The organism is Bacillus sp. SIMBA_026 (assembly GCF_046535335.1).
In the GTDB taxonomy this organism is placed as follows: Bacteria; Bacillota; Bacilli; order Bacillales; family Bacillaceae; genus Bacillus; species Bacillus velezensis.
Map to the genome: position 1 here is coordinate 1 of NZ_JAWRWX010000002.1, position 24,307 is coordinate 24,307.

Sequence of the window (24,307 nt, forward strand, 5' to 3'; positions counted from 1 at the left end):
GACTACGCACATCGCTGTGCGATTTATTTAAAACTTTGAATTAACAGGTACGTTTTGTCTTGTTTAGTTTTCAAAGATCATTACCGCTTGTTGAAGCAGCTTTATTATCTTACCACTCAGCTTCTTTTATGTCAACAACTTTTTTCAAGTTGTTTCCGAAGCTTTTCGTTGTTGTCTGCTGTTCATCAGCGACGTTTAATAATATAACACCCTTTTGAAAATATGACAATAGTTTTTTCAAAAAAATCATTGATTATTTTCTTTCATACTTATTTCAGTTTCTCTTCTATAGAAAGACAAGCTGGCTTGTGGTTTGGCATATTTTCTTGTATAGTAAGATTGAACTAAATACTTGATGACCACAAGGGGAGCATTAAAGCTGAGAGTGAACGTTTTGTTCTGACCCTTTGAACCTGTTAGTTAACGCTGGCGTAGGGATGTGGCAAAGCCAAATGATTTGCAGTTTATGTAAGCAGCGCGCGGACCTTTTCCCATCCTTCCCCGCGCTGCTTTTTTGTTTATCCTTGATACGGTTGTCTGACCAGGGGGAAAACTATGAATCATTCAACACAGCTTGTGCGCTTAATTGAAATAGCGATTATGACCGGGGCGGCCGTCATTCTGGACATTGTCTCAGGCATGTTTCTCCGGATGCCCCAAGGCGGTTCGGTCTCTATTATGATGATTCCGATTTTTTTGATTTCATTCCGCTGGGGAGTGAAGGCCGGGCTTACGACAGGCTTTTTAACAGGGATTGTCCAGATCGCCATCGGCAATTTGTTTTTGCAGCACCCGGTGCAGCTATTTCTTGATTACATCGCGGCATTTGCAGTCCTCGGTTTCAGCGGCTTGTTTGCTTCCGGTGTACGGGAATCGGCATTGAATAAAAAAAGAGGCGCTTTAACGATGTATGTTATAGGCGGTGTTTTCATCGGCAGTGTGCTGCGCTATGCGGCACATGTGGTCTCCGGAGCTGTCTTTTTCGGAAGCTATGCTCCGAAAGGCACGCCGGTCTGGATTTATTCGTCCGTCTATAACGCGACTTATATGATTCCTTCTTTTATCCTTTCGGCCATTGTCCTTATCTTATTATTCATGACTGCGCCGCGGCTTCTTGAAGCTAAGCGGACGAACTGAAACAGCAGGCGGTTTACGCCTGCTGTTTTTTTATTCCGGGCTGTGCCGTTCGTTTGAATCACTCAGTTCTTTTGTAAGTTCATTTATACTTTGTTTTATGTTTCCTTTGCCTGAAAAATTCTCAATAAGCTCTTTTACATTGATTCCGGAAGATGCTTTTAAGCTTTCCTGAAGACCGGCCATTAAATTGGTTGCGTAGCCTGTGACTTTATTGGCCCCGCCGTTTTCACCGCTTCCTCCCGTATCAACGACGGTTATTTTATCAATGTTGGAAAGAGGCGCTGAGACTTGCTTCGCATATTCAGGCAGCATTTTCACAATCATATCAAGGATTGCAGCCTGCCCGTATTTTTCGAATGCTTCGGCGATTTTTTCTTTAGCTTCCGCTTCTGCGAGTCCTTTCAGGCGGATGACTTCCGCATCGGTTTCTCCTCTCGCCTTTTCAGCCTCCGCTTTAGCAAGACCGTCAATTCTCACGCGTTCCGCTTCCGCCTTGGCCATCGCTTCGATACTGTACTGCTCGGCATCCGCTTCTGCGAGCTGCTTCGCTTTTGCGGCTGCGGCCGCTTGTTCCACCGAGTAACGGTCAGCATCGGCTTTTTTCTTCACTTCAGAGTCATATTGGCGCTCACGGCGCAGAATTTCTTTTTCTTCCAATTCAATCTGCTTTTGCCGCTCAATAATTTTAATTTGCATTTCCTGCTCTGTCACCTGCTGGCGGGCTTTTGCTGTTTCCAGATCATATGCCTGGTCGGCATTGGCTTTTGCTGTATCCTGCTCTCTTCTGTATTCCGCCATTTTCAGCTGATTGATTTTTTCCGCTTCAGCTATTTCCGTCGCCCGCTCCAGCTCTGATTTTTTTGCGTCTTTATCAGCGGCCGCGCGTTTAATCCTCGTCTCTTTATCCGCTTCTGCCGTGGCAATGTCCGCATCCCGCTTGACTTGGGCGATTCTCGGCTTACCTAATGATTCAAGATAGCCGTTTTTATCGCGGACGTCTTTAATCGTAAAAGATACGATCATCAGCCCCATTTTAGCAAGATCCTGAGACGCGACCCGCTGGACTTCCTGAGAAAACTTTTCCCTGTTTTTATAAATCTCTTCAACGGTCATGGAGCCGAGGATGGAGCGCAGATGACCTTCCAGCACCTCCCGCGCCTCCTGCTCACGGTCTTCCTTAGATTTCCCCAAAAATTGTTCAGCTGCTGTTGCGATTTCACCGATGGAGCCTCCGATTTTAATAATGGCGGTTCCGTCGGCCATTACCGGCACGCCTTGTTCTGTATAGACTTCAGGTGTAGAGACATCAAGTTTGCTTGACAGTAAACTGAGAGGTTCTGCCTGCTGGAATACCGGGAGCACGAACGTTCCCCCGCCCCGGACGATTTTCAGACGATTTCCGCCTTCATCAATGTGGACGTTCTTATTTCCCAAATAACTTCCGGTCACGATAAGGGCTTCGTCCGGCCCCGCCGTCCGGTACTTCGTAATAAATACAGCAATAAGTGCGATGAGTAAAAAGAATACGATTCCGATAACGATAATAATCGGCATAGTCATAACAGTTCCCCCTTAGATATCAGATTGGTTCATGCGGCGTCACAAAAAGCACTCCGTCTTTTACATCAATCACTAATACGGCCGTTCCGTACTTGATCTGTTCTTGATCAAAGCTGACGGCTGATTTAGAAATGGCGCCCCCTATTCCCTCTATGATCACTTCCCCATAGCCGTCTTTCGGGACGGAAGTAATGACCCTGCCGACTCTGCCCTTTAAATCTGTCTCCCGATATGCGAGCGATTCTTCCGCTGATGAGAGCGGGACAAGGACGAAGAAGTGAAGCAGGCTGACCAAAAGAACCGAAAGAACAAATGAAAGCAACGCAATGACAGGACTTGATAGCGGAGCGGCGATTTCGCCGATATAACCTGAGGCTGAAAAGATTGTTAAAAAAGACAGAATCAATGCAGGGTTTAAAAATGAAACAGGAATGGCTTCCGAGAGGCCGTGAAACACATCTTGAAAAAACAGAATCAAAAGCGTGAGACTTCCCGAAATAATCAATGTGTAAAGATAGACCGTTTCAAGCGGCAGATGAAATATGTCCATCTTCTATCCTCCTTTCGGCTGAGGTGTGGAGTGTTACTTTATATACGGATGTGAAGGTAAATGGTTTCAATTTTCTGACAAGGAAGGCTGATTACATGATTATCCAATCCGGATATGATATGTTTACTCTAAAGGAGGAGATAGGATGAGCATTTTTAATGAAGCAAGACAGCAGACCTGGGAAGAACTGAAAGGACTCTCTGATGAGGAATTCAACCGAAAGCCCGCGGCTGATGAGTGGAGCGTGCGGGAAGTCCTTGACCATTTAAAGAAAATTGACGAAACAGCGCAGACCCTTTTATCAAAGCAGGCAAAAGACGCACCGTTAAAAGAAATAGAAGAACAACCGATGGAGTTTATAGAGGACAGAACAAATAAACGGCCGGCTCCGTCACACCTCGAACCTGAGCAAAACCGAATATCAGTCATTGAAGCAAAACAGGAATTAGATACGGCAAGACAGCAGCTGACCGCCGTCATTTCATCATTAAACGAGGAAGACTTAGAACGTGTGCTTCCGCATCCTGTTTTTCAAGAACTGACGATCCGCCAGTGGATTGATTTTATCGGCCATCATGAAAAGCGTCACATTAATCAAATAAAAGAAATCAAACAAAAAATCGAGAAGGTCTGAGTCAGACCTTCTCGATTTTTTTCTTGGCGCGTTTCGGTTCATAAGAATGGATGGTGACCGCATCGCCCGTGCATATGTCACCCGGGCGTTCAACAATACAGACAATTCCCCTTCTGCCCATCGCGTGCCTCACAAACGCCGCGGCGAGTTTTGGCTGATCCGGATAAAAGGATTGAATGACTTCTCCCGGCTGAATGCATGGATCATTTTCTCCCTCGCACAACAGAGACGCACCGCTTGGAAATATCATTCTGCTTCCTTCTTTAAGCGGCGTCAGTGCAGAAAAACCGCTGATTGCGATATTAGCGCCGAGCCATTCGGGAAAGATATGAGAAATCCCCATTTTCTCCGCAATGTCATCACATTCCTCCATGGACACGATTGAAATTTGTCTCCGGTTAAAAATTTCTGTTCCTCTTTCATACATCGGCTCACGCGCGCCGGCCTTTTTTGTCAGTCCGAAATGCAGGTCACCGGGGAACCCGCCGTATTCCGCACGAAGCTTGTCCATCTTTTTGGTAACAAATTGTTCGGTATCCGCTATATATACGCCTTCCGTCTTTGCTGTTATGCGTTTCCACATCAGCCACCACCGCCTTTTTCTTGACATTATCCTTAAAAAACCCCGCTCTGTAAAGGAGCGGGGTTCATTTATTATACCGTTTTCGGCGTTAAGTCAAAGCAGCGTTTGTAAATCCAGTTGTATGCTTTCTCATTCAAATCTCTTGGGTTTCCGAATGTTTGCGGATCTTTCATGGCTTCTTTTGATAAACGTTCAATCATGTCCGGAGACACACCTTGTTCTTCTAAACTCGGCACCTCTAAATCTTTTACAAGATCATACATCCAGTTGACGGACGCTTTTGCCGCTTCTTCGGTTGTCATGTTGCTTGTATCGATTCCGAATGCTTTGGCGATGCGGGCGAATTTTTCCGGATAGCCTTTCCAGTTGTATTCCATTACCGGCCCCATCATAGCTGCGACGCATTGTCCGTGAGCGACAGGGATGATACCGCCGAGCGTCTGGCTCATCGCATGCGCCGCGCCTGCTGATTCACTGCCGTATGAAAGGCCGGCAAGCATCGCCGCCTGCGCCATGCCGTATCTTGCTTCCAAATCCTCTCCGTCCGCAAACGCGCGCTTAATATAATGCGCCGCATATTCAATGGCCATTAAAGCGACGGCATCAGTGATCGGCTGCGCGAATTTCATCGTATAGCACTCGATGGCGTGCGCAAGTGCGTCAATACCTGTCATAGCCGTCACATGCGGAGGCATGGACGTGTGCAGCTCAGGGTCAATGACCGTTAAATGCGCGGCGATAAGCGGTCCGCCCGTATTGAATTTAAATTCTCTTTTTTCATCTGTAATGACCGCCCATTGTGTGACCTCTGAACCTGTTCCCGCAGTCGTCGGGATCGTTGTCAGCGGAGGAATACGGTTTTCCAGCGGCTTTTTGCCTTCCGCGGCTTCATAATCAAGCACGCTTCCTTCGTGTGTCGCTTCTACTCCGATCGCTTTCGCTGTATCCATGGAGCTTCCGCCGCCGACAGCCACAAGGCCGTTGCAGTTTTCTTTTTTATACAGTTCTGATCCTTCGTTTACAAGACGTACAGGCGGGTTCGGCTCCACTTTGTTAAACAGGACGACTTCGATGCCCGCTTCCTGTAAAGATTCAATGACCGGGTTTGCCACTCCCGCATTATAAATTCCCGGGTCTGTTACGAGCAGCGCTTTTGTGACGCCAAGCGCTCTGACTTCACTTCCCGCGTGCTGAATCGCACCGATTCCGTGTTTAATGACTGTCGGGATTTCGAATGTATGGAATTTATGCATGCTTTCTACTTTCATATTTAATGTCATATTGTATCTCCTCCTCGTTATGCTTGAAACCAGTTCACAGCCGCAGGTTTCGTGTTGCGGTAAATATGTTTGATCTCCGTGTATTCTTCCAGACCGATTTTGCCGAGTTCGCGGCCGAAGCCCGATTGTTTGTACCCGCCCCATGGCGCTTGCGCGAAATACGGGTGGAAATCATTGATCCATACCGTTCCCATCCGCAGTTTGGCGGCTACGCGTTCGCATTTTTCAATATCCTTTGACCATACCGCTCCGGCCAGCCCGTAAATGGTATCGTTGGCAAGTCTGATCACTTCTTCTTCAGAAGAAAATGATTCAACTGTTAAAACGGGGCCGAAGATCTCCTCTTGGACTATCCGCATATCAGACTTGCAGTTTGAGAAAATAGTAGGTTCATAGAAGAAACCATTTTGAAGGGCGGGATCATCAGGACGTTTGCCGCCTGTTTCCAGTTTTGCCCCTTCTTCGATACCGATTTCTACGTATTTTTCGACTTTGGCCCGATGCTCGGCGGAAATCAGCGGACCGCTTTCCGTATCTTCATGAAAACCGTTTCCTAATTTGATGCGTTTCGTGCGCTTGATCAGCTCGGCTAAAAATTCATCATGAATGGCTTCGTCCACCAAAAGACGGGACCCCGCCGAACAAACTTGGCCGGCATGGAAAAACACGGCGTTCAGCGCTTGATCTGCAGCTGTTTCGAGATCTGCATCTTGAAATACGATATTCGGATTTTTGCCGCCAAGCTCCAGGGCAATCTTTTTCACATTGCCGCTTGCCGCCTGCATGATTTTTTTGCCTGTTTCAATTCCGCCCGTAAAAGAGACCAAATCGACGTCGAAGTTTCTCGCCAGCTCATCGCCGACAGAGGCGCCCGGCCCCAGCACGAGATTGGCGACCCCTTTCGGAATACCGGCTTCTTCTATTAATTGAAAGACTTTAATGGTTGTCAGCGGAGTAATCTCGCTCGGCTTTAAAACGATCGTGTTTCCGGCCGCAAGAGCGGGAGCGATTTTCCAGCTCGCCTGAAGGAGCGGATAGTTCCACGGCGTAATTTGTCCGCATACACCAATGGGCTCTCTGACGATTTTACTTACGGAATCGGGAATCGGAGATGAAATAACCTCGCCTCCGTCTTTATCCGCCAAACCGGCATAATATTGAAATACATTTGCGATATCATCCATATCGGCTTTACTTTCTTCAATCGTTTTTCCTGTATCGAGCGATTCCAGCTCAGCTAATTCGTTCAGATCGCGTCTGATTAATTCCGCAATTTTCAGAACAAATTGTCCGCGCTCGAGCCCGGAAAGCACCGGCCACTCCCCTTCATCAAATGCTTTTCTAGCTGCGGCGATGGCTTTCACCGCATCGTCCCGGTCTCCTTCGCATACCGTTGCAATTTCTTCTTGATTAAATGGATTAATGATACGGCGGGTCTGTTTTTTTTCTGCACTGATCCATTCGCCGCCGATATAAAGCGTTTTGCTCATAAAAGTCCTCCTTACCGAAAAGTAAGTTTGTTAAATAAAAATTTAATGTTTTTAACAATATTAATTTAACACATGTTTTTTTGCCTGTCAAAACCCGGTCAGTCCGTTTAGATTTTGACATTTCGTCATGATTCGTTAAGATTAAGAACATAAAGAAATGACTTAACAAATTTAAACTTCAAGAGGAAAAGAGGGACAGTATGGATGAGAATCCAGAATTCGCAGCTATAGAACAAGCCAGGGATCTTGTCATTGATTCCATTGCAGAGACGATGGATCTTTACGGAATCACACGGAGTGTCGGGATTTTATACGGAACAATGTATATGAGGGATGAAATGACGCTTGACGAAATGCGTGAGGAACTGCAGATGAGCAAACCGAGTATGAGCACAGGCGTCAAAAAGCTGCAGGATTTAAATGTTGTCAAAAAAACCTTTCACCGCGGCACACGGAAGCATACGTTTGTAGCGGAAAAAGATTTCTTTACGTTTTTCACGAATTTCTTCCCGCCGAAATGGGATCGTGAAGTTCAGGTGAATTTGTCCGCCATTGAACAGGCCCAGACGGATTTGCAGTCCGTTTTGCTGGCCGAGGAAGGCAACGCGGAATTACAGGAAGAAGCGCGGCAGTTACATGATCAGCTTGAAAGCTCGAAAGCTTATTATCATTGGCTGAAGCGGCTCGCCGACTCGGTTCAGAGCGGGGAGATTTTTAAATTTATTCCGATAGAAACGGACGAAAAAAACACCTGAATCAAAATCAGGCGTTTTTTTGTCGTGATTTGATTATTTTTGAGAAAATATAGGAACATAACCCCATTTACTTCCATTAAAATTGATGGTAAATTTTTATAGGTATGGTCGTTCTTTTTTAAGAACAATCAGCAAATTTTTTTTAGGGGGATTTAAAATGAAACAGAAATTTTTCTCAACTGTCATGGCAAGTTTATTCGGCCTGGTTTTGCTTCTTTCTCTGCCGACAGCGTCATTCGCCGCTGAGTCAGGCTCAACCGTTCACGAGCCGGAAATGTCCACGAAAGCGACTGCTACCTTATTTGCAAAATATACAGGTGCCAGCCAGCAGGAATGGTCATTTTCTGATATCGAATTGACGTACCGTCCGAACACGATCCTGAGCTTAGGCGTTATGGAATTTACCCTTCCTAGCGGATTTGCGGCTACTACAAAAGATACAGTCAACGGACACGCTTTACGCGAAAGACAGATTCTGAATAACGGCAAAACAGTCAGACTTCCGTTAAACATTGATTTGCTCGGCGCAGCGGAATTTAAGCTTTCTCTTAATAATAAAACGTTGCCTGCTGCAGGTACATATAAGTTCCGTGCAGAAAATAAATCATTAAGCATCGGCTCTAAATTCTATGCTGAGGACACAATTGTTGTTCAAAAACGCAGCACACCGCCGACACAGCCTTGCAACTGCAAATAATTGCGAAAAAAAGACCGGCACAGGCCCATCGCTTGTCAGCCGGTCTTTTTTTGTGCTGTTTTCTTTCTTCCGACCCTCGCATTGACAAACCCTTGAAACAGGAGTACATTCTTGTTTGTTGTATTTGGAGTGACGAAAACAGTTTCTTAAGGAGTTATGAGGATTGGGAAAAATCAAAAATAAACAATTTGCCGTCATCGGACTCGGCCGTTTCGGCGGAAGCATCTGTAAAGAGCTTTTTAAAATGGGGCATGAGGTGCTTGCGGTCGATATCAGCGAAGAGCGGGTCAACGCATACTCCTCTTATGCCACGCATGCTGTGCGGGCAAATTCAACGGAAGAAAGCGAGCTTCAGTCGCTCGGCATCAGAAATTTTGAATATGTCATCGTAGCAATCGGCGCCAACATTCAGGCAAGCACGCTGACGACGCTGTTATTGAAGGAGCTGAACATCCCTAATATCTGGGTGAAAGCGCAAAACTATTATCATCACAAAGTGCTTGAAAAGATCGGTGCTGATCGTATTATCCATCCCGAAAAAGATATGGGCGTGCGGATTGCACAAAGCCTTTCAGATGAAAATGTCTTAAATTACATTGATTTGTCAGATGAATACAGCATTGTGGAGCTTTCAGCCACGAAAAAGCTGCATTTAAAATCCATTCTTGATCTCGGCGTCCGGGCCAGATTCGGCTGCACCATTCTCGCCTTGAAACATAATGGAGACATTCAGCTGTCCCCTTCTCCGGAGACTGTCATTCATGAATGTGACTGTCTTGTGCTGATGGGGCATAAACGTGATATTAAAAGGTTTGAAACTGAAGGAATGTAAAAAAGCCGGCGGGCTGCCGGCTTTTTTTGATGCTTATGTTTCTTCACTTAACTGGACGGCTGTTTGGTCAACCCAGCCGATCAGCTCATCTTTCACTTGGATTTGGTACCAGACGGATTCTCCGTTTTGCTTTTCAGATACGACTTTAATATGCTCGCCGGTAAACTTTTGCGCCGATGCCAGTTTAATAGAATGCCGCTCTTTTGACGGCTTGGACCACACGTCTTCAATGGCGTGGTCTTTGATGGCGCCTTTCATATCAACTGCTTTAAGAGAGGCATTGATTTTGTCATATTCATTCAGGTTATAGGTTTCTATGACATCTTTAATTTTTTCAGCATAGCCGGGGTCTGTGGCGTAGCCGGATTTTTGAAGGGCAGCCGCCGCAGTTTTATAATTGTCCGCTTCAATGACGGGCTTGTACTTCTTTTTATTCCAAGACGTTCCGTTGACAAATAATTTGGCATGATCATCCATTGATTCAAAAAACGTGCTGTATTTACGGAATTTTGCCCGAATCGTTTTTCGTTTTCCTTTTTCAAATTCATCCGTTTTCATCGTGACGTGTTTTCCTTTATAATCACCTTTTACACCGAACAGATTGCGCGCTTTCCCCGCAAGCTCACTGTTCCCCCAGTCCGATTCGAGAATGGCCTGTGCGAGGGTGATGCTCGGAAGGACATGATATTTCTCATATAAAATTTGAGCATGCCCGGAAAGGCTGTCAATAAAGACCTGCTGCTCGTCCACCTCTTCAGGCGGTTTTTCTTCCGTCACTATGAATTTCGAAAACACCATTGATACCAGAAATAATCCGAATATAAGAGATACAGCAAAAAGGCACCCAAGCACCCTTTTGGTCTTTGCTTTCTTTTTCATATCAACCTTCCTTTAATTCCGGAATCACTAGATTTATAATTTTACTGGTCATTGATGAAAATTTCAATAAAATAGGGAAAAAGACGGAGAAAGAACACATTGCGCAAATAAAAAAGACTCCTCTTTGAGGAGTCTTTTTTGTTATGCCATGCTCAGCTGAGGGCCAAACAATTCATATTGAACGGAATCAGAGTCAAACCCGAGTGCAAGAATCATGTCTTTCATTTGCGTCATAAACTGCGCTGATCCGCACAAGTAAAATTCAGCATTTTGATTCAGATGAAGCTGCTCCAGGAAGGTTTGATCAATCCGGCCGCTGTAAAAAGGCTTGTCTCCTGAGCGGTCTTGTTCTGCCGGTTCACTGTATACGTAAATGACGTTAATATTCGGATGATTCTCCGCAGCTTGTTCAGCCTCTTTGCGGAACGCGGCGTACTCTCCGTTTTTCGCGGCATGAATAAAAGTAACGGAACGCTCCGGCTGTTTTTCGGCGGCTGTTTTCAGCATACTCATCATCGGCGTGATTCCGGAACCGGCACTGATAAGAACAACCGGTTTTTCGGCAGAAGACAGCTTGAAATCCCCGGCGGGTGCGCTGACTTCAAGTTTATCTCCCTCTTGAACTTCATTGTGGAGATGAGAAGAAACCGCTCCGTCCTTTTTCACGGAAATCCGATATGCCCCTTTTTGAGAAGCATCAGACAGGCTGTATTGGCGAATGTGCGTATAAGGAGAATCCGCAATCCGCACTTTAATGCTGATATATTGTCCCGCTTCAAATCCAGGAAGCGAAGAGCCGTCACTCGGTTTGATATAAAATGATGTGATATCTTTGCTTTCTTTCGTTTTCTGTATAACCGTAAATTCTTTATACCCCTGCCATCCGGCTTCATTGTACATGTCTTTTTCAATGCCGATGAAAGCCTCCGCGATAACACCGTAAGCTTTTTCCCATGCCTGCATAATCTCAGGAGTTGCGGCATCCTGCAGCACATCCTTAATTGCCAGAAGCAGATACTTTCCGACAATCGGATAATGTTCCGGTTTTACACCGATGCTTGTGTGTTTATGGCCGATCTGTCTGACCGCCGGAATGATTTGTTCTAATTGATCAATATTCGCCGCAGCCGCAATGACTGCATTTGCCAATGCTGCGCGCTGAGTCTGTTTCTTTTGGTTCGTTTGGTTAAACATATTTAACAGTTCGGGATGATCTTGAAACATCAGGTTATAAAAGCGTCCGGTGATGTTTTCTCCATGTGTTTTCAATACGGGTACTGTGCTTTTGATGATGTCTATTGTTCTCTCATCCAGCATGTTAATCCTCAACCCTTCTAAAGATGTATTTTCAATATATCTTTATAGTAAGAGATATTTCGAATAAAAGATATATTGAAAATGAATCTTTAAAAAAGTCGTCACAATATTGTATTGGATTTGGAATTTATGGATTTCACCTCCTTTTTTTATCACCCGGTGAAACAGGGACACATATATTTGGGAATATACGTTTAAAGATGAAAGCGGGGGAGTGCATGGTTTCCGATATCGATTACACGTCTCCGAATACACAGTTCACTTATAATGTGAATGAGAGCCGTTTTTTTACGAAAGATGCTCGGAACTTTATCAATGTATTGGGGATTAAACAGTTAAACACGCTTGAAAATATTTCATTATTAGATATCTTTCTGAGCAATACAAATGTGATTGAACCGCATACCCATCAAAACGCCGCTGAATTGGTGTACTGTATTTCGGGTTCCGCGGTGGTGTCGATGCTGAATCCGTTCACCCAGAAAATACGGAATTATCCGATCTCTTCAGGACAAGTGGCGAATGTTCCGCAAGGGTGGTGGCATTATGAAGTTGCCACTTCAGACAAAACCCACCTTTTGGCCATATTTGACGCCCCTTCGCCTGAAGTGATATACGGCTCGGATATTCTCCGTCTGACGCCGCCTGAGATCATGGCGCATACGTACTGTCTGAATGAGCATGAGTGGGAAAAAGCCGTTTCACCGATCCGGCAATCAACTGTGATAGGTCCCGATAAATACTGCGGACAGACTGAAAACACGGGTATTCATGATATGAATAAGCCTTATCAGCCAAATACGCATTATCCGAATGATCCGTATCGGCATTATGATACACCGTTATATTGGGGATATTAAACGAAGAGCCAGAGCGGCATTCAGCTCGACAGAAAGAGCCCCTCATTGGAGAGGGGCTCTTGATCATTACGGTCCGGTTCCGCAGCTTACTTTGTACTCGCCTTCGGACGATTTTTTTGAATCACATACGTGCGGCGTCTGTCCGGTTTCATCTTTCCAATTGAACCAATTTACATAATAAAGGTTCCCGGCCTCTCCGCCGCCTTCTTCTTTTTGAAGAATCGCAAAGTAGCTTTGATACGGATATCCTTTTTTATAAATGTCATGCCTGATGGCTCCTTTTTCTGAAGCAGACGTGAAGATGACAGGAGAAAGAGGCGGAAGCGCTGTCAAAAAAAGCGCCAGTGCAGCTGACAGAGATAATATAAGATAGATTTTCTTTTTCATTTTCTCTCTTTTCTTTATTTTGAGTTGTTAGAAATGAAGCAGAACATAGAGGCTGCTTCAGAAGATGAAAAAACAAAAAAACCCTTATTTATAGAATAAGGGTTTAAAGGTATGGAGCCAAGGGGGCTCGAACCCCTGACCTCTACGCTGCCAGCTTTACGTAATTAATTTTCCGATAAGTCAACCGTTTAGTCATTACGGAAAGTCAAGCGTATCAACGTTTAGTCACCGTTTAGTCAATCGTCTCTTATTCAATTATACGATGCGGACGCACTACGCCGCAAGTCCGAACTGGGTTACGCTGTTTCAAAAGCCTGCCTGAAACGGTCCATAAGCGATCCGCCACGATTTAACCGCGCCTTAACCGTCCAAGCCGCCTTCCTGAACCCTGCGTATAGGTAATCGTCGAAACGTCTAATTTCGTGCGATTTCGCTTTCATAATCGTTGCGTGCCACGCTTCTACGAAAGGCGCCGCATGATCTTCGAGTCTGATCGTTCTGTCTACGCTTACCTTAGCTCGCAAAAGAATTCCGTAGTATTTATAAATCTCTTCGGCGTCAAAGTAGCGAGCCATTGCGTTATAGATTTCGTTAGGCAGCGCGCCTTTTAACGCTTCAGCCGGCACAGTCGCCGTATCTAATACGTTATTTTGGTTTTTAGAACGCTTAATTAAATCCGATGGTTCGTTTTTCGTTTTCGGCGCTTCAGCCGTTGATTCCGTAGGCTTTTCGGCTTGTTCGCGAATGGTCATTGTCGACTGGTCATCGACCGGTAGAATCACGATAATATTAGCGCCCTTGCCTCCGTTAATCTTCCGTGTCGTAGCGACCTTCTTTACGATGCCGAGCCCCGCCAATTTATTCAGCGCCCGCCGCGCCGTCTTAACGGATTTATCGATTAGGCCTGCGAGCGTTTCCGCTTTAAGATGCGCTGCCCCGCTAAACTTAACCGCGTAACGTGCGATCATCTTAAGCGCCTGGCGATCCGTATCGTTAAGCTCGTATGTATTGCGCTTGATATGTTCGTAAACAGTTTCGTTAAGTTGAGCCGTCGAGTCGAACGTTTGATGCTCCGCTAAGTAATGCATAACGTTTCCGCCTTTACGTATATTTATTAATACGTATTTTACGCATATACGTATAAGGGAGTCAATATTAAATTACGTTTTTGCGTAAATTTCTTTTTTACGTATTTACGAAAAGCGTTTTGCGCATTATAATAAAATAAAAATGGACGGAGGTTGCGTATGAGACGAGTGGTTTTACGTATCGATAAGTTAATGGAGAAGCACGGACTAAACCAAGGCGAATTTTCGGAAAAGGTCGGAATACGTCCCGCAGCCATCTCTCAATTATCACGTAATCATGTGGTCCGAATTTCAATCGAACACTTGGATCGAATCGTGAATACGTTTGAAATCGACGACATCAGCGAGATCATAGAAATTATTTCCGATTGATATCCGAACACACATTCGCATATAATAAAGCCGGAGGTGTTCGGCATGACTAGCGATAACAAACTGTGGGCTTCGAGTTTTATATTGCCGGAATTACGCGAAGGCTTTCAGCGATTGGCTGAGGCGAAACTTAAAGTAGAGAAGCCGCAACTGGACGCGCAGCAGATCGAGGATATGGAAGTGACGGTCGCGCAATCGATGGAGGTAGGCGCAGGTTTGTCGTTTGAGATTTATGACGACGGATACATACGCGAGGTTAACGGCGCAGTACATTACGTGGATCATATACGGAAGGAATTTCGTGTGAAGGGCGCCAAGGGCGATACCAATTTCGTGAGGTTTGCGGATATCATAAACGTAAAAAATGCCCCATCCGGTTAAGGACGGGGCTGTTTATTATTTCGCAGTTTGCTCGCGAATATCGTTTTTTATTAATCGTAGATCACTCGCTGATTCATGCGCTCTACTATTCGCTTCATCTAAGATTCGAATAATAATCGCGAGTCCGAAAAGCACAGCGCCGGATACTACGCCGGCCAAGACGCTAAAGAATACGGAAGACTGCATACTGTTCGCAAGTGCTTTGTCCGTTTTATATTGCGCTTGAGCGACAGAATTATCGTATAGTTCTTCGCTTACCTTTTTACTCGTTTTTGCATCTTCTGCTACGTCCTTATCGTATACTACAAACCCCGCAATAATCCCGGCTACTACACAAATGACGCTCAAATACATAAGCGCCTTAACAGTAATCTTCTCCAAATTCCACGCCTCCCCTATTCGTAGTTAAATTATACTATCCGACCATCTTTTTCCGCAATACCTGTTCGTTATGTAAACGGACACCTACGCATTCATACGCAAGCGCCCGCAAAAAGTTCCGTTATTCTATTTCGTAGTTCCCTCTCGTTTTGTTCCGATTTCAAAAAGACCCGTCGCTGCCAGACCCGCAAAGCCGCCGGCCCACAAACGTAGCACCAAGTCGAGGTCAGTAAACGGATAGGCAATCGCGCCCAATCCGATGCCGATGACGAAACTGAGAGCCGGCACAATATTCGTCGGCAGCTTAACCGTTTTCTTAACGAGCTGAACGAGCGCCGTTAAGATAGGCGCGAGGATAGTCGCGAAAATTAATACTTCTTCCATATTATCGTCTCCCTTATCGTTTACTTTACTGTTGCGCCGGTGGACTTCGCAGCGTAGATGTTTACCTTTCCGAACTGGTCCGTCTTGATCGTGTACACGTCGGTTTGCGGATTTCCAAGAACCTCGTACTTCAGGCCGCCGAATTTCTTAGGACGCAATAAGCCGCACTCGTTCCCTTTGACGGGTGCTTTGTTGGTCGGATAGATGCGCCATGAATCGGCAGACGACGGAAGGTAAACGTATTTTTTGCCGCTGGATGACGGTTTAGAAGAGCCGGACGCCCCCGTCAGTTTTAACACTTGACCGACCGCAATTTTATTCGCATTCTTAATGCCATTATATGCTTGTAACTTCGCCATACTGACGCCAGTTTTCACCGAAATTTCGGACAAAGTGTCGCCTTTCTTAACGGTGTATGTCGATCCGGATTTTTTGGCCGGCTTACTTGCGGAAGACTTGCCGCCGAGTGCTTTGAGTTCCGCTGCGATTGCCGCTTTTACGGATTCCCAACGGCCTTCCGCTAACACACGATGTGGACAGTATTTACCGGACCAGTCTTGGTGTTTACGCAGACGATCGATGCCCCATCCGCGTTCCTTCAGTAATTGCGCGATAAATTTGATCGCCAGTTTTTCGGCCGCTTCATACTTAGAACCGCCGGATTTCGAGTAGCACACCTCGACGCCAATAGACGTCCGGTTTCCGGAATTTCCGCTGCTACCATCTCCGCAGTGAAATGCGTTACGGTCCGTTGGAATACCTTGAACGACTTCCTTATCGTCTACTGCGAAATGGTAAGACACTTCGTTGCTGTTTCCGATCATATATCGGATCTCTGCGTCTGCTGAAGCATCGTTGGCCGTATTGTGGAACGTGATGTACTTCGCATCCATTGAATACGGACACTTAATCGAATACTTACTCGCAGACACTAGGTTCTTACGTACTGAAATCGCCATTAAATCGTCCCCTTTTCGTATTTTTCGCATTAAAAAAGCCCGCCGGGACTCTCACCTGACGGGCGTGTTGCGTTTATTCGGTTATTCTCTTCCGCGGAATTTCTCTTCGAGTCTATCAATCTTGTCGATGATGACGTCGTACTTATCGCTAAACTTATCGAGTAAGTCCTGTAGCCGTGACTCGCGCTCCCTGTTCGATTTCATTACGTAAATCAGCAGCCACGTAAAAAGGACCGCGAACGGTCCCTGCGTTAAAAAATATTTGAGTACGTCTAATTCGCCGCCGTTCAATAACTACGCCTCCTGTCCGCCTGTTTCTTCCGAAGGTTCTTCGATAGGAGGCTTGTTTGGATCGTAAACATCCCCGGTGATTTTCTCGTATTCTTCCGGCGTTATCCGGCCAGCTCCGACAGTATCGTGAACTTGCTTTTTCGTCCAGAGGCCGGCGTCATAAAGATTTTTGATACGGAGATACCAAGTCATTTAGTTTCCTCCTGTCGCGATAAGATAATATAAATCTGCTATTTGCTTCTGAAGATTCTCGATTTCATTCGGAGCCGGCGGATCGGGCTTAATGCTCTCTTTGTATTCCTCCGTCGCCGCTTCGACCCATACGTTTTTCTTCTTATCGAATCGCGGCGAGATGATCGACGGATCGGGCAATACGTCCGTACTGTTTGGCGGCAGCACTTCTACATCGATATCTTCTTCGCCAGCATAGTCGAAATTTTTGTCGTAGTATAAAACGTGCATTCTGATTTCCTCCTTTACCATAATGGGATACCGATATTAAAGGACACACGCGTAACGCTCGCCGAGTCGGTTGCGGAAAGCCCATCGAACCGTAATTCGCCGTCCGTCGTAAATGCGAATCGGGCCGTCCCGTAAGAGCCAATCGTAGGAACGACGAAATCTACGAGCTGCGTCGGCTTATACGTGAATTTCGCTACCGTCGTACCGGCGGCCGGCAGCGAGCCGAACGTGCCTCTCAGTTTAATTTCGTTATTCGCTACGGAAAACTTAAACGGATAGCTGGCGTTTTGTTGCGCGCCGTTAATTAAAGTAACGTTATTCCACGTCGCGATCCACGGACTATTCCACTTATCTTTATCCGCCTGTACGACGTGAATGTCCGTTCTATTTGCGTGGGCATCTACCTTTGATTGTGCCCCTTCTACCGATTCAAGCTCGCGCCACGACGTCCAAGAATCCGAACTCGCGACCTTATTGCGCATGAATTTCCGCCGGCCCGAAGACGTGTAGTCGTTACTGCTATAGGACGTGTATTCCTGATACGCGTACGTGCTGTAATTATTAACGATAAGATATCCGTTGTTATTCACCGGCGCATTCAATGCCGTCGTTGCGCCGCTCATATAATAGAAGCCGGTATCTGTCACCGTATTAAAATCGGTGTCCGTCATGTACTTTGCCGCGCCGGTATCCTGCGTCAATTTAAACAACTGCGATCCGTTCCACTTGTCCTTCTCAACTTTTGATGTGTGACGTTCTCCGTTGTTGTCGTGTTGGCGAAACGCATAATAGTCGGCCTGTCTAACATTTTCAACGTTACTAAGCCCGATCTGATCTTTCGTTACTGAGTGTGGGTTGTCAGCCCGGGCAGTATGTTCGTCCGTGTACGCTTTGCTGTCCGTTAAGGCCTTGTCGGCTTTTGCCTGAGCACCGTCCGGCGTCTCCTGCTTCACATTCTCAACGTTTCCCAGACCGATTTGCGATTTCGTTACGCTATGCGGATTGTCAGTCCTTTTCGTATGAGTGTCCGTATAGGACTTCGCATTCTTTTCCGCAGCGTCCGCTTTTGCTTGCGCCCCTTCTTTCGTTTCAATATTTTCGAGGTCTTCGAACTTCTTGCGCAGCTCTTCGACTGTTTCGACCACTTCGTCGTATAAATCGTTGATTTGTTGGCGCAACGCTTCGAAGTCATCAACGTAGTATTCCGCCAATGGTACGATATCCGTATCAATCAGCGCCTTGTCGACGGTAAACGAAAATTTATGGATGGAAAGCGCCTGCTTATTCGCGTAATACAGATAAAGTTCCGCCTGCACATCGCCACTGTGTCGGATCTCTTCGGCTGACAGAACGTAATGCGCAACCCCTTCGACTTTATCTGTGATCTCTACGCTTCTTACGAACCGGCTTCCGTCCGCCATAAACATAACGAGCTTCCCGGTAACAGCAGACAACGGCAATGGGACGCCGTCCTTTGTTAACGAGAAGACCAAACGCGCCGTATCGATGTCTTGCGTGCTGAACTGTATTGCGGTTTTTATATTCGTTTTTGTCCGACTCGTCACCTCAAACGCAAGTGATGCGTTATTGTATATCACTACAAAACCTCCTTAGTGCTGTGGCGTAACGATCATTTGCGCTACACCGTAGCCTTTTTCCGCATCATACGGGGATTTGATTCTCATAACAGTCCCATAGCCGTCGCTTTCCGCCTTGGTTGCGATGCCTTCGATTGCTGATACGCTATCTCCTACGGACACTGTTTCGTCAATTCTGACAAAGACTTGACCGATCAGGCCTATGACATGCCATTCGTCCCGAGAGTCGCGCGGCACGTATTCAAGAGTCGGATCATAGTCGGGGTTTAATTTTGGAACGCTTAACTCTTCGCCGCCATCGATAACCGTTTCGTAAACCAAGCCGCCAAATTCGTTCCTTTCGAACTGATCGTTCCAATAGAACGCTGCGCCTCCGAGTACCAAGCCGGCCGTTTCCGAAACAACTCCGAGTATCTTATCTCCTTCGCCTGCTTTTCGTATTTTATCGCCTTCTAGCGCAACGAGATAGCTAGAATCAATTTTCTGACCGTCAGCAGATTCGAAATACTCCGCGAAGTCTTTGAAATCTGAGACGCTCTCCACTCGCCCTGTACCGCGAATATGACCGCCAGTTGAATCGAGTTCCCATTTCGTATTTCCGGTCGAGGCGCTTCCGCTTCCGTAGCCCCCTCTGACGCTGTATCCGTTATCGTTGATAACCCCGTTGGCAGCGAGTACGACCCTCGATGGCCCGTCGCCTTTTGTATGTGAATTGTTTGACGCTATAACCGCTTGACGCGAAGCTGTTGTGGATGAACCCCCGCTGGCGCCTAAAACAACGTTTCTAGGACCTTTCGTTGTACATCCACCCGTGGTCGCAATCACCGCACTTGTTTTGTCTAAAACGTGACCCGACGTAGAAGCAGCACGGAAACCGCCTTTCACGTTGTTAGGGACAACCGAATGTTTCTGACCCCCGAGCACTGCCGCACTTTCGTAACCATACGCCCGAACCATTAAGATATTTGTTTGCGTATTCGGCGATGTGATGCCGGCCGTACCGCTTGCTACGTGAAGAATTCCGTTTTCCAAGTTTACGTTATAGACACCGCCCCCGATCCCGATACCATTTTGCGCTGAATCATGGATAACGAAATCAGAAATGAGGACGTCATCTGTGCGCTGATCGCCTCCGGTAATATTGACATCATAGCCGGCCTTTTTAAAACCGGAAATTTGCAGACCAGTAACAGTTATCTTCCGGCTCTTATATTGAAAGGCAATCATCGACTTTCCTTTGTAGTCATACGTCGGATCACCGATTGCAGTAAAACCGATTATCTTAACGCGTTGGTACGCCGAGACCACTAAAGCTTTCGGTTCCAGTCCGTCATACAGCGAATTGAATATCGGCTCTCGCGCAGTACAGTCGATCAGCGTTACGTCCCTCGCCGTCTCACTCCACGGATCAGTCGCTAAATGGTGTCCGATATGCCGCAAGTCGAATGAACGCACGTCCCGAAAAGATTCGTGTCCGCGAATGTGGACATTACACGGCGCCGGCCACTCCGTATGTGCCTTCACCTCTACGCCGCGGACATTTCCTTCGGTATAGTTATCAAGAAGCCATACGTGTTTAGATCCGTCATCGACCTCGATACCGTTCGAATTAGCTCCACCCTTACGATGGGCTGTGCCACGCGGGTTTGTCATTACGTTATTGGTGATGAAGATATATTCGCTGTAGTGCGTAGTGATTCCGTCGTCACCGTATCCATAGCCGACGCACCGATCGATCCAGACGTACTTACTACCTGTTGCGGTATAATCCTTCGCAGTAATATCGTAGGTAGGCGCCGATATGTCGAAACAATGGAGCCCCGGATTAATACCTTCGACCTCCCGGATGATACCGAACTTCACTTGCGCAAAAGTTAAGCAGCTTGAATGAATGCCCCCGGTTGAACTCACGCCGCCTTGACGATCCGGATTCCAGTCGAGGGACATTCCTTGGACTACGATATTCCGGTTGCCGGACGCCGGGTCCGCGTTAATGATGACCCATTCGCTCGCCGGCGTGTCCTCGTGCAGCTTCAGCGTAGTAACGCCCATACCTTGGCCGATCAAATACGTCCATGACGGCAGTTTGACGCCTTTAACGATATACGTCCCGGCCGATAGATTTAGCCGCACCTTACCGTTCCCGATCGCCTTTTTAAACGCTTCTGTACTATCGTTAACACCAGTCGGATCGGCTCCGTAGTCATCAACGTTTACATCGCGCTCAATTTTGCGTAAAAGCTTGTTATACTCTTTGTCGAGTCGCTCTTTCAATAAAGGCGCGATGTTTCCTTCCGCGTCTACACGAGCGTCAACGACCTCTTTTACATTTGTACCATCCGCGTTAAGGATCAGATTCCTAATACGGTTATACAGGCCGTCGATATATGTGCGCAAAGAAAAACCGCCATGGTCGATTTGCTCCGACGTGTGGGCGGTTTTCGCGTTCTTATGTGCGGCCAGTTCCGTATATGATCCTTTAATATCGTCCGCAATATCATCGAGGTTTTGGTTGTGGTCGTTACGAAAAACACGGTCCCACGCTGCCCCGGCCTTTCTGTACGGAAATTTCGGCATTGTATTCCTCCTCGTTATTTATTCTCCAGCGCGGTCAGGCGCTTGTTTATAGATTCGAGCTGTTGCGAAAGTGTTGATATATCCACCGTAGCCGTACCGACCTTGATGCGCTTCAGCTTTGCGAAGTCGGCTGCGCTCATTAAGCCGTCAGTCGTTTCGGTAGCCAGCGAGACAGAAACTTGACCGTCGGGCCCTAATACGATACTCGCCAGCTTCACGTAGTCCGACGAACTCATAAGACCGTCAGTGGTTGCGTTTGCCCGGCCGTACGTAGGAATCGTCAGCTTTGTCGGATCGTAGCCATCTTCGTAAATCGCGTCTTTTCCGATGGTTATGTTTCCGCTTATGGCGCTGCCTTTCACCTTTCCGGTCGACGTGTCGATAAGCTTGGATACGGAGCTTTGTCCCCGCCCTAATTTAGCAGTTGTTTTTTTGATATTTGCCCGAACCTTACCGAAAGTAAAAACCGGAGACTTTTTAGGATCTGAATAAGTCTCCACACTGACTACACGCAGCTTCGTCTTCAAATCAAAGGGCTCTAATACGCACCATACATAATCGCCTTTGCGAATATCCTGCATGTTTAATTGTTTAACCTCTATATACGTAAGGCTGATAGAGATTTCAATTTTATCGGTCAGTTCTTTTTCTAACCGTTTTTCGAGCTTTCCCTCATCCTTTGCTGTGTACGAGTCATCAAATACGGGATTTGCATGTTTGATCCCATAGACTGAAGCTAATGGACTTGTGTACTCAGCTTCCACCGCGTATTTTCCTGTCTTTTCGTCCTTCTTTCCGAATCCTTTAATGTACGTTTTTATAGAAGAGGTGTCTATTTCCTGAGAAGAGTCTTTTACATTTACACGGTCACGGATGATGTAGTCTGTGTCTCGCGCTATCTCCTTCGCGAAATAGACTTTCTTCCCAATGCACTCATATTCAGCCGAATACTTTTCCTTTATATCGCTTAGTAATCCGAGGGAGTATCCGTTTCCAAAATCCTCCACTTCAAACGAATCACCTAGCCCTTCCGGTAAAACCTCGTAAGAATACCCGGAACCCTTTAATGCGATGTCCAGCATATCCTCGATGTAAAGTTTTTTCTTTTTCCCGGATGTTTCGTATACGTAATTCTCACCGAGATCCGAAAAGGAACGTTGCAAGGCCGTGACATCGACCTTCAGTCTCTTGCCGCTAATAGGAACATACCGCGTTTTCCTAATGACGAATTCCTCGTCTTCATAAAAAAGGGAACCTTCATTTTGAATTAACGGGAAAGAGTGCGCGTTTCTGTCCGTCTCCCAAACCGTTACGTCAATAGACCTACCGTTCTCAATTTCATCTTTCTTCGTTACGTTGAAGTCCGTTAATGCTTCGACTTGATTAGCGAGATTTTTTACAAGCAGACTCGACATGGCGCACCTCCCTACGCGTAATAGTGGAATCTGAAATCAAACGCAATCTCAAAATCCCCGCTCGCTCCGCTTAATTCGAATTCATTCCATCCGGGCTCAAGCGTGATAAGCCCGAAATTTGTCTGCCCGAAAATGCTAACGTTCCCCTTTTTCGCGGTAACCCCGGAAATTTGAATCGCTTCCTTCGCGGTAGATTTGCCCGAAAACGTCCATAGATCGCCCGTCGTTCTATTTTTGATCGACAATTTGTCAGACGCGCCTTTATACGTAATTTTTAAAGACATGTATCGCGGATCTAGTCGGACGGCTCCCGCATTGAAAATACGAAAAGTCTTCGTCTTGTGTTTGTACGAAGGAATATCGTCCGTCAACCCTTCGCCTATCTGCCATTTGTTCGCATCAAACGTAAACGCATCCAGTGTGGTGCCGACTGATTCGCAATAAGTCGAGGCGCTTTGGAAAGTTAGCGTAAAGTCGCCGAAGCTGCCGATTCTGTCAGGCGTGAATGATGCGCTCAGCTCGACTCGCCATCGCTTTTTCGGCGTCGCTTCCGAAACTAAAAAGAACTCCTCCTCGCGATGAAGTGCGTGAAAGAGTTCCGCTTGTAATAAATGAAAATCAACGTCATCTGCTCCGAGCAAAAGACATTCGGCAGTCAGCGTTCGGGCTCCGAAATTTTTTCCTACTCGAACTAAGCCGTCCCTTCCCGGAATCGTTTCGTAATCGATATCGGGAGTGGGCGAAGCAATTTTGAAGCTCCTTACAAGGACCGATAAATCGCGAGCCATATCGATTATGCGGCCGTCCTTGTAAAGTATCCGGAAGTTGCTATCCGTAATAGGGACACCGGATGGAGGTGTTGTATAAACGCTTGAAAAAACGTCGATAGATACCTCCGGCTCTTCAACGACAACCGGAGCCGGGTTGTTTGTGTCCGGCGTAGAAGGAGTGGACGGATTCGACGGAGACGGGGCGGTGTCGTACTTCGTTAGACTATACGTTTCAATAATTCTGTTAAGCTTTGACGCGTAAGACGGGTCCGTTGCATAACCGGCGTCTACCAGCGCAGCAGTCGCTTTTTTGTAATTCTTCTCACCTACGACCGCCTTATAATGGTTTGGGTCCCAACTGACGCCGTTTACGTAAAGCTTCGCAAGGTCTTGCATCGACTCATACCACGTCGGGTACTTTCGGAACTTGGCGTCAACCTGAACGTTCCTTCCGTTGATTACTTCCCACGTTTTCATGATGACGTATTTTCCGTTATATTCGCCCTTCACTCCGAAAAGGTTCTTTCCGTTAACGGCGAGACCGCTGGTTCCGTACGCACTTTCGAGGCATCCCTGCGCGATTACAAGGCTTGCGAGGATTTTATAATTTACAAATATCTTCTGCGCATCCGGGGCAATTTTCTTTATAAAATCTGTATTACTCAAAC

General features: G+C 46.5%; 26 protein-coding genes, 1 pseudogene and 1 riboswitch. Of the genes and pseudogenes, 8 read left to right on the forward strand and 19 right to left on the reverse strand.

Annotated elements, in window-relative coordinates:
• Nucleotides 1–354 precede the first annotated feature (354 nt).
• A riboswitch (TPP riboswitch) is annotated at nt 355–455 on the forward strand.
• A 100-nt stretch (nt 456–555) separates the two neighbouring features.
• On the forward strand, nt 556–1,137 hold the full coding sequence (gene thiT / locus SB847_RS10580) for an energy-coupled thiamine transporter ThiT (RefSeq protein ID WP_007410163.1): 582 nt from the start codon (nt 556–558) through the stop codon (nt 1,135–1,137).
• A gap of 30 nt (nt 1,138–1,167) precedes the next feature.
• Here the strand turns inward: thiT and floT are convergent, their stop codons facing one another.
• Together floT and SB847_RS10590 are read right to left on the reverse strand one after the other, a co-directional pair.
• Entirely contained in the window at nt 1,168–2,697 is a 1,530-nt protein-coding gene (gene floT, locus SB847_RS10585; RefSeq protein WP_410563201.1) for a flotillin lipid rafts scaffold protein FloT, read from the reverse strand.
• 19 nt (nt 2,698–2,716) lie between these two features.
• Complete coding sequence (locus SB847_RS10590; RefSeq protein ID WP_032876878.1) at nt 2,717–3,247, reverse strand: NfeD family protein; 531 nt, start codon at nt 3,245–3,247, stop codon at nt 2,717–2,719.
• Nucleotides 3,248–3,392: 145 nt separating this feature from the next.
• Between SB847_RS10590 and SB847_RS10595 the strand changes: the two genes are divergently transcribed.
• Nucleotides 3,393–3,881, forward strand: a complete 489-nt coding sequence (locus SB847_RS10595; RefSeq protein WP_032876875.1) for a DinB family protein — start codon at nt 3,393–3,395, stop codon at nt 3,879–3,881.
• A 1-nt stretch (nt 3,882) separates the two neighbouring features.
• Here SB847_RS10595 and SB847_RS10600 read toward each other — a convergent pair whose 3' ends face one another.
• From SB847_RS10600 to betB, 3 genes are all read right to left on the reverse strand, one after another.
• Nucleotides 3,883–4,464 (reverse strand): MOSC domain-containing protein, encoded by a 582-nt coding sequence (locus tag SB847_RS10600; RefSeq protein ID WP_003152182.1) that lies wholly within the window; start codon nt 4,462–4,464, stop codon nt 3,883–3,885.
• Between the two features lie 71 nt (nt 4,465–4,535).
• Nucleotides 4,536–5,744, reverse strand: coding sequence for a choline dehydrogenase (gene gbsB, locus SB847_RS10605; RefSeq protein ID WP_406528844.1), 1,209 nt, complete (start codon nt 5,742–5,744; stop codon nt 4,536–4,538).
• 17 nt (nt 5,745–5,761) lie between these two features.
• A complete protein-coding gene (betB, locus tag SB847_RS10610; RefSeq protein ID WP_410577694.1) occupies nt 5,762–7,234 on the reverse strand; it encodes a betaine-aldehyde dehydrogenase in 1,473 nt (490 codons plus the stop codon).
• A gap of 200 nt (nt 7,235–7,434) precedes the next feature.
• Between betB and gbsR the strand changes: the two genes are divergently transcribed.
• The 3 genes from gbsR (at nt 7,435) to ktrA (ending at nt 9,518) form a co-directional block, all read left to right on the forward strand.
• The gene (gbsR, locus tag SB847_RS10615) at nt 7,435–7,989 is read left to right on the forward strand and encodes a transcriptional regulator GbsR (protein WP_410577696.1); all 555 of its coding nucleotides are present in this window, start codon (nt 7,435–7,437) and stop codon (nt 7,987–7,989) included.
• A gap of 157 nt (nt 7,990–8,146) precedes the next feature.
• A complete protein-coding gene (gene bslA, locus SB847_RS10620; protein WP_015240450.1) occupies nt 8,147–8,686 on the forward strand; it encodes a biofilm surface layer hydrophobin BslA in 540 nt (179 codons plus the stop codon).
• 163 nt (nt 8,687–8,849) lie between these two features.
• Nucleotides 8,850–9,518, forward strand: a complete 669-nt coding sequence (ktrA, locus tag SB847_RS10625) for a potassium uptake protein KtrA (RefSeq protein ID WP_007613331.1) — start codon at nt 8,850–8,852, stop codon at nt 9,516–9,518.
• Between the two features lie 33 nt (nt 9,519–9,551).
• Here the strand turns inward: ktrA and SB847_RS10630 are convergent, their stop codons facing one another.
• The gene (locus SB847_RS10630; RefSeq protein ID WP_007613332.1) at nt 9,552–10,397 is read right to left on the reverse strand and encodes a glucosaminidase domain-containing protein; all 846 of its coding nucleotides are present in this window, start codon (nt 10,395–10,397) and stop codon (nt 9,552–9,554) included.
• A gap of 141 nt (nt 10,398–10,538) precedes the next feature.
• Nucleotides 10,539–11,714 (reverse strand): NO-inducible flavohemoprotein, encoded by a 1,176-nt coding sequence (hmpA, locus tag SB847_RS10635; protein WP_410577698.1) that lies wholly within the window; start codon nt 11,712–11,714, stop codon nt 10,539–10,541.
• Between the two features lie 218 nt (nt 11,715–11,932).
• Between hmpA and SB847_RS10640 the strand changes: the two genes are divergently transcribed.
• Nucleotides 11,933–12,574: a cupin domain-containing protein gene (locus tag SB847_RS10640; RefSeq protein WP_038464235.1), complete on the forward strand. Its 642-nt coding sequence runs from the start codon at nt 11,933–11,935 to the stop codon at nt 12,572–12,574.
• Nucleotides 12,575–12,640: 66 nt separating this feature from the next.
• On the opposite strand, the gene SB847_RS10645 is transcribed toward SB847_RS10640, so the two are convergent.
• Both SB847_RS10645 and SB847_RS10650 read right to left on the reverse strand, forming a co-directional pair.
• The gene (locus SB847_RS10645) at nt 12,641–12,961 is read right to left on the reverse strand and encodes a hypothetical protein (protein WP_410577700.1); all 321 of its coding nucleotides are present in this window, start codon (nt 12,959–12,961) and stop codon (nt 12,641–12,643) included.
• Nucleotides 12,962–13,257: 296 nt separating this feature from the next.
• Nucleotides 13,258–14,049, reverse strand: a complete 792-nt coding sequence (locus SB847_RS10650; RefSeq protein WP_410577702.1) for a helix-turn-helix domain-containing protein — start codon at nt 14,047–14,049, stop codon at nt 13,258–13,260.
• Between the two features lie 159 nt (nt 14,050–14,208).
• Between SB847_RS10650 and SB847_RS10655 the strand changes: the two genes are divergently transcribed.
• Entirely contained in the window at nt 14,209–14,421 is a 213-nt protein-coding gene (locus tag SB847_RS10655) for a helix-turn-helix domain-containing protein (RefSeq protein WP_029973246.1), read from the forward strand.
• A gap of 45 nt (nt 14,422–14,466) precedes the next feature.
• On the forward strand, nt 14,467–14,802 hold the full coding sequence (locus SB847_RS10660) for a YolD-like family protein (RefSeq protein ID WP_285979727.1): 336 nt from the start codon (nt 14,467–14,469) through the stop codon (nt 14,800–14,802).
• 15 nt (nt 14,803–14,817) lie between these two features.
• Here the strand turns inward: SB847_RS10660 and SB847_RS10665 are convergent, their stop codons facing one another.
• From SB847_RS10665 to SB847_RS10715, 10 genes and pseudogenes are all read right to left on the reverse strand, one after another.
• The gene (locus SB847_RS10665) at nt 14,818–15,183 is read right to left on the reverse strand and encodes a hypothetical protein (RefSeq protein WP_285979728.1); all 366 of its coding nucleotides are present in this window, start codon (nt 15,181–15,183) and stop codon (nt 14,818–14,820) included.
• A 126-nt stretch (nt 15,184–15,309) separates the two neighbouring features.
• A complete protein-coding gene (locus SB847_RS10670; RefSeq protein WP_013351583.1) occupies nt 15,310–15,567 on the reverse strand; it encodes a holin in 258 nt (85 codons plus the stop codon).
• 20 nt (nt 15,568–15,587) lie between these two features.
• Nucleotides 15,588–16,526: an N-acetylmuramoyl-L-alanine amidase gene (locus tag SB847_RS10675; RefSeq protein WP_410577706.1), complete on the reverse strand. Its 939-nt coding sequence runs from the start codon at nt 16,524–16,526 to the stop codon at nt 15,588–15,590.
• An 81-nt stretch (nt 16,527–16,607) separates the two neighbouring features.
• The gene (locus SB847_RS10680; RefSeq protein ID WP_013351581.1) at nt 16,608–16,817 is read right to left on the reverse strand and encodes a BhlA/UviB family holin-like peptide; all 210 of its coding nucleotides are present in this window, start codon (nt 16,815–16,817) and stop codon (nt 16,608–16,610) included.
• 3 nt (nt 16,818–16,820) lie between these two features.
• Nucleotides 16,821–17,009, reverse strand: a complete 189-nt coding sequence (locus SB847_RS10685; RefSeq protein WP_014470930.1) for an XkdX family protein — start codon at nt 17,007–17,009, stop codon at nt 16,821–16,823.
• Entirely contained in the window at nt 17,010–17,279 is a 270-nt protein-coding gene (locus SB847_RS10690; RefSeq protein WP_014470931.1) for a hypothetical protein, read from the reverse strand.
• 878 nt (nt 17,280–18,157) lie between these two features.
• A pseudogene (locus tag SB847_RS22560) lies at nt 18,158–18,877 on the reverse strand (phage baseplate upper protein); the annotation flags it as partial.
• A 12-nt stretch (nt 18,878–18,889) separates the two neighbouring features.
• Nucleotides 18,890–21,454, reverse strand: coding sequence for a peptidase G2 autoproteolytic cleavage domain-containing protein (locus SB847_RS10705; RefSeq protein ID WP_410577709.1), 2,565 nt, complete (start codon nt 21,452–21,454; stop codon nt 18,890–18,892).
• Nucleotides 21,455–21,468: 14 nt separating this feature from the next.
• Nucleotides 21,469–22,869, reverse strand: a complete 1,401-nt coding sequence (locus tag SB847_RS10710; protein ID WP_410577711.1) for a phage tail protein — start codon at nt 22,867–22,869, stop codon at nt 21,469–21,471.
• An 11-nt stretch (nt 22,870–22,880) separates the two neighbouring features.
• A complete protein-coding gene (locus tag SB847_RS10715; protein ID WP_410577713.1) occupies nt 22,881–24,305 on the reverse strand; it encodes a glucosaminidase domain-containing protein in 1,425 nt (474 codons plus the stop codon).
• Nucleotides 24,306–24,307 lie beyond the last annotated feature (2 nt).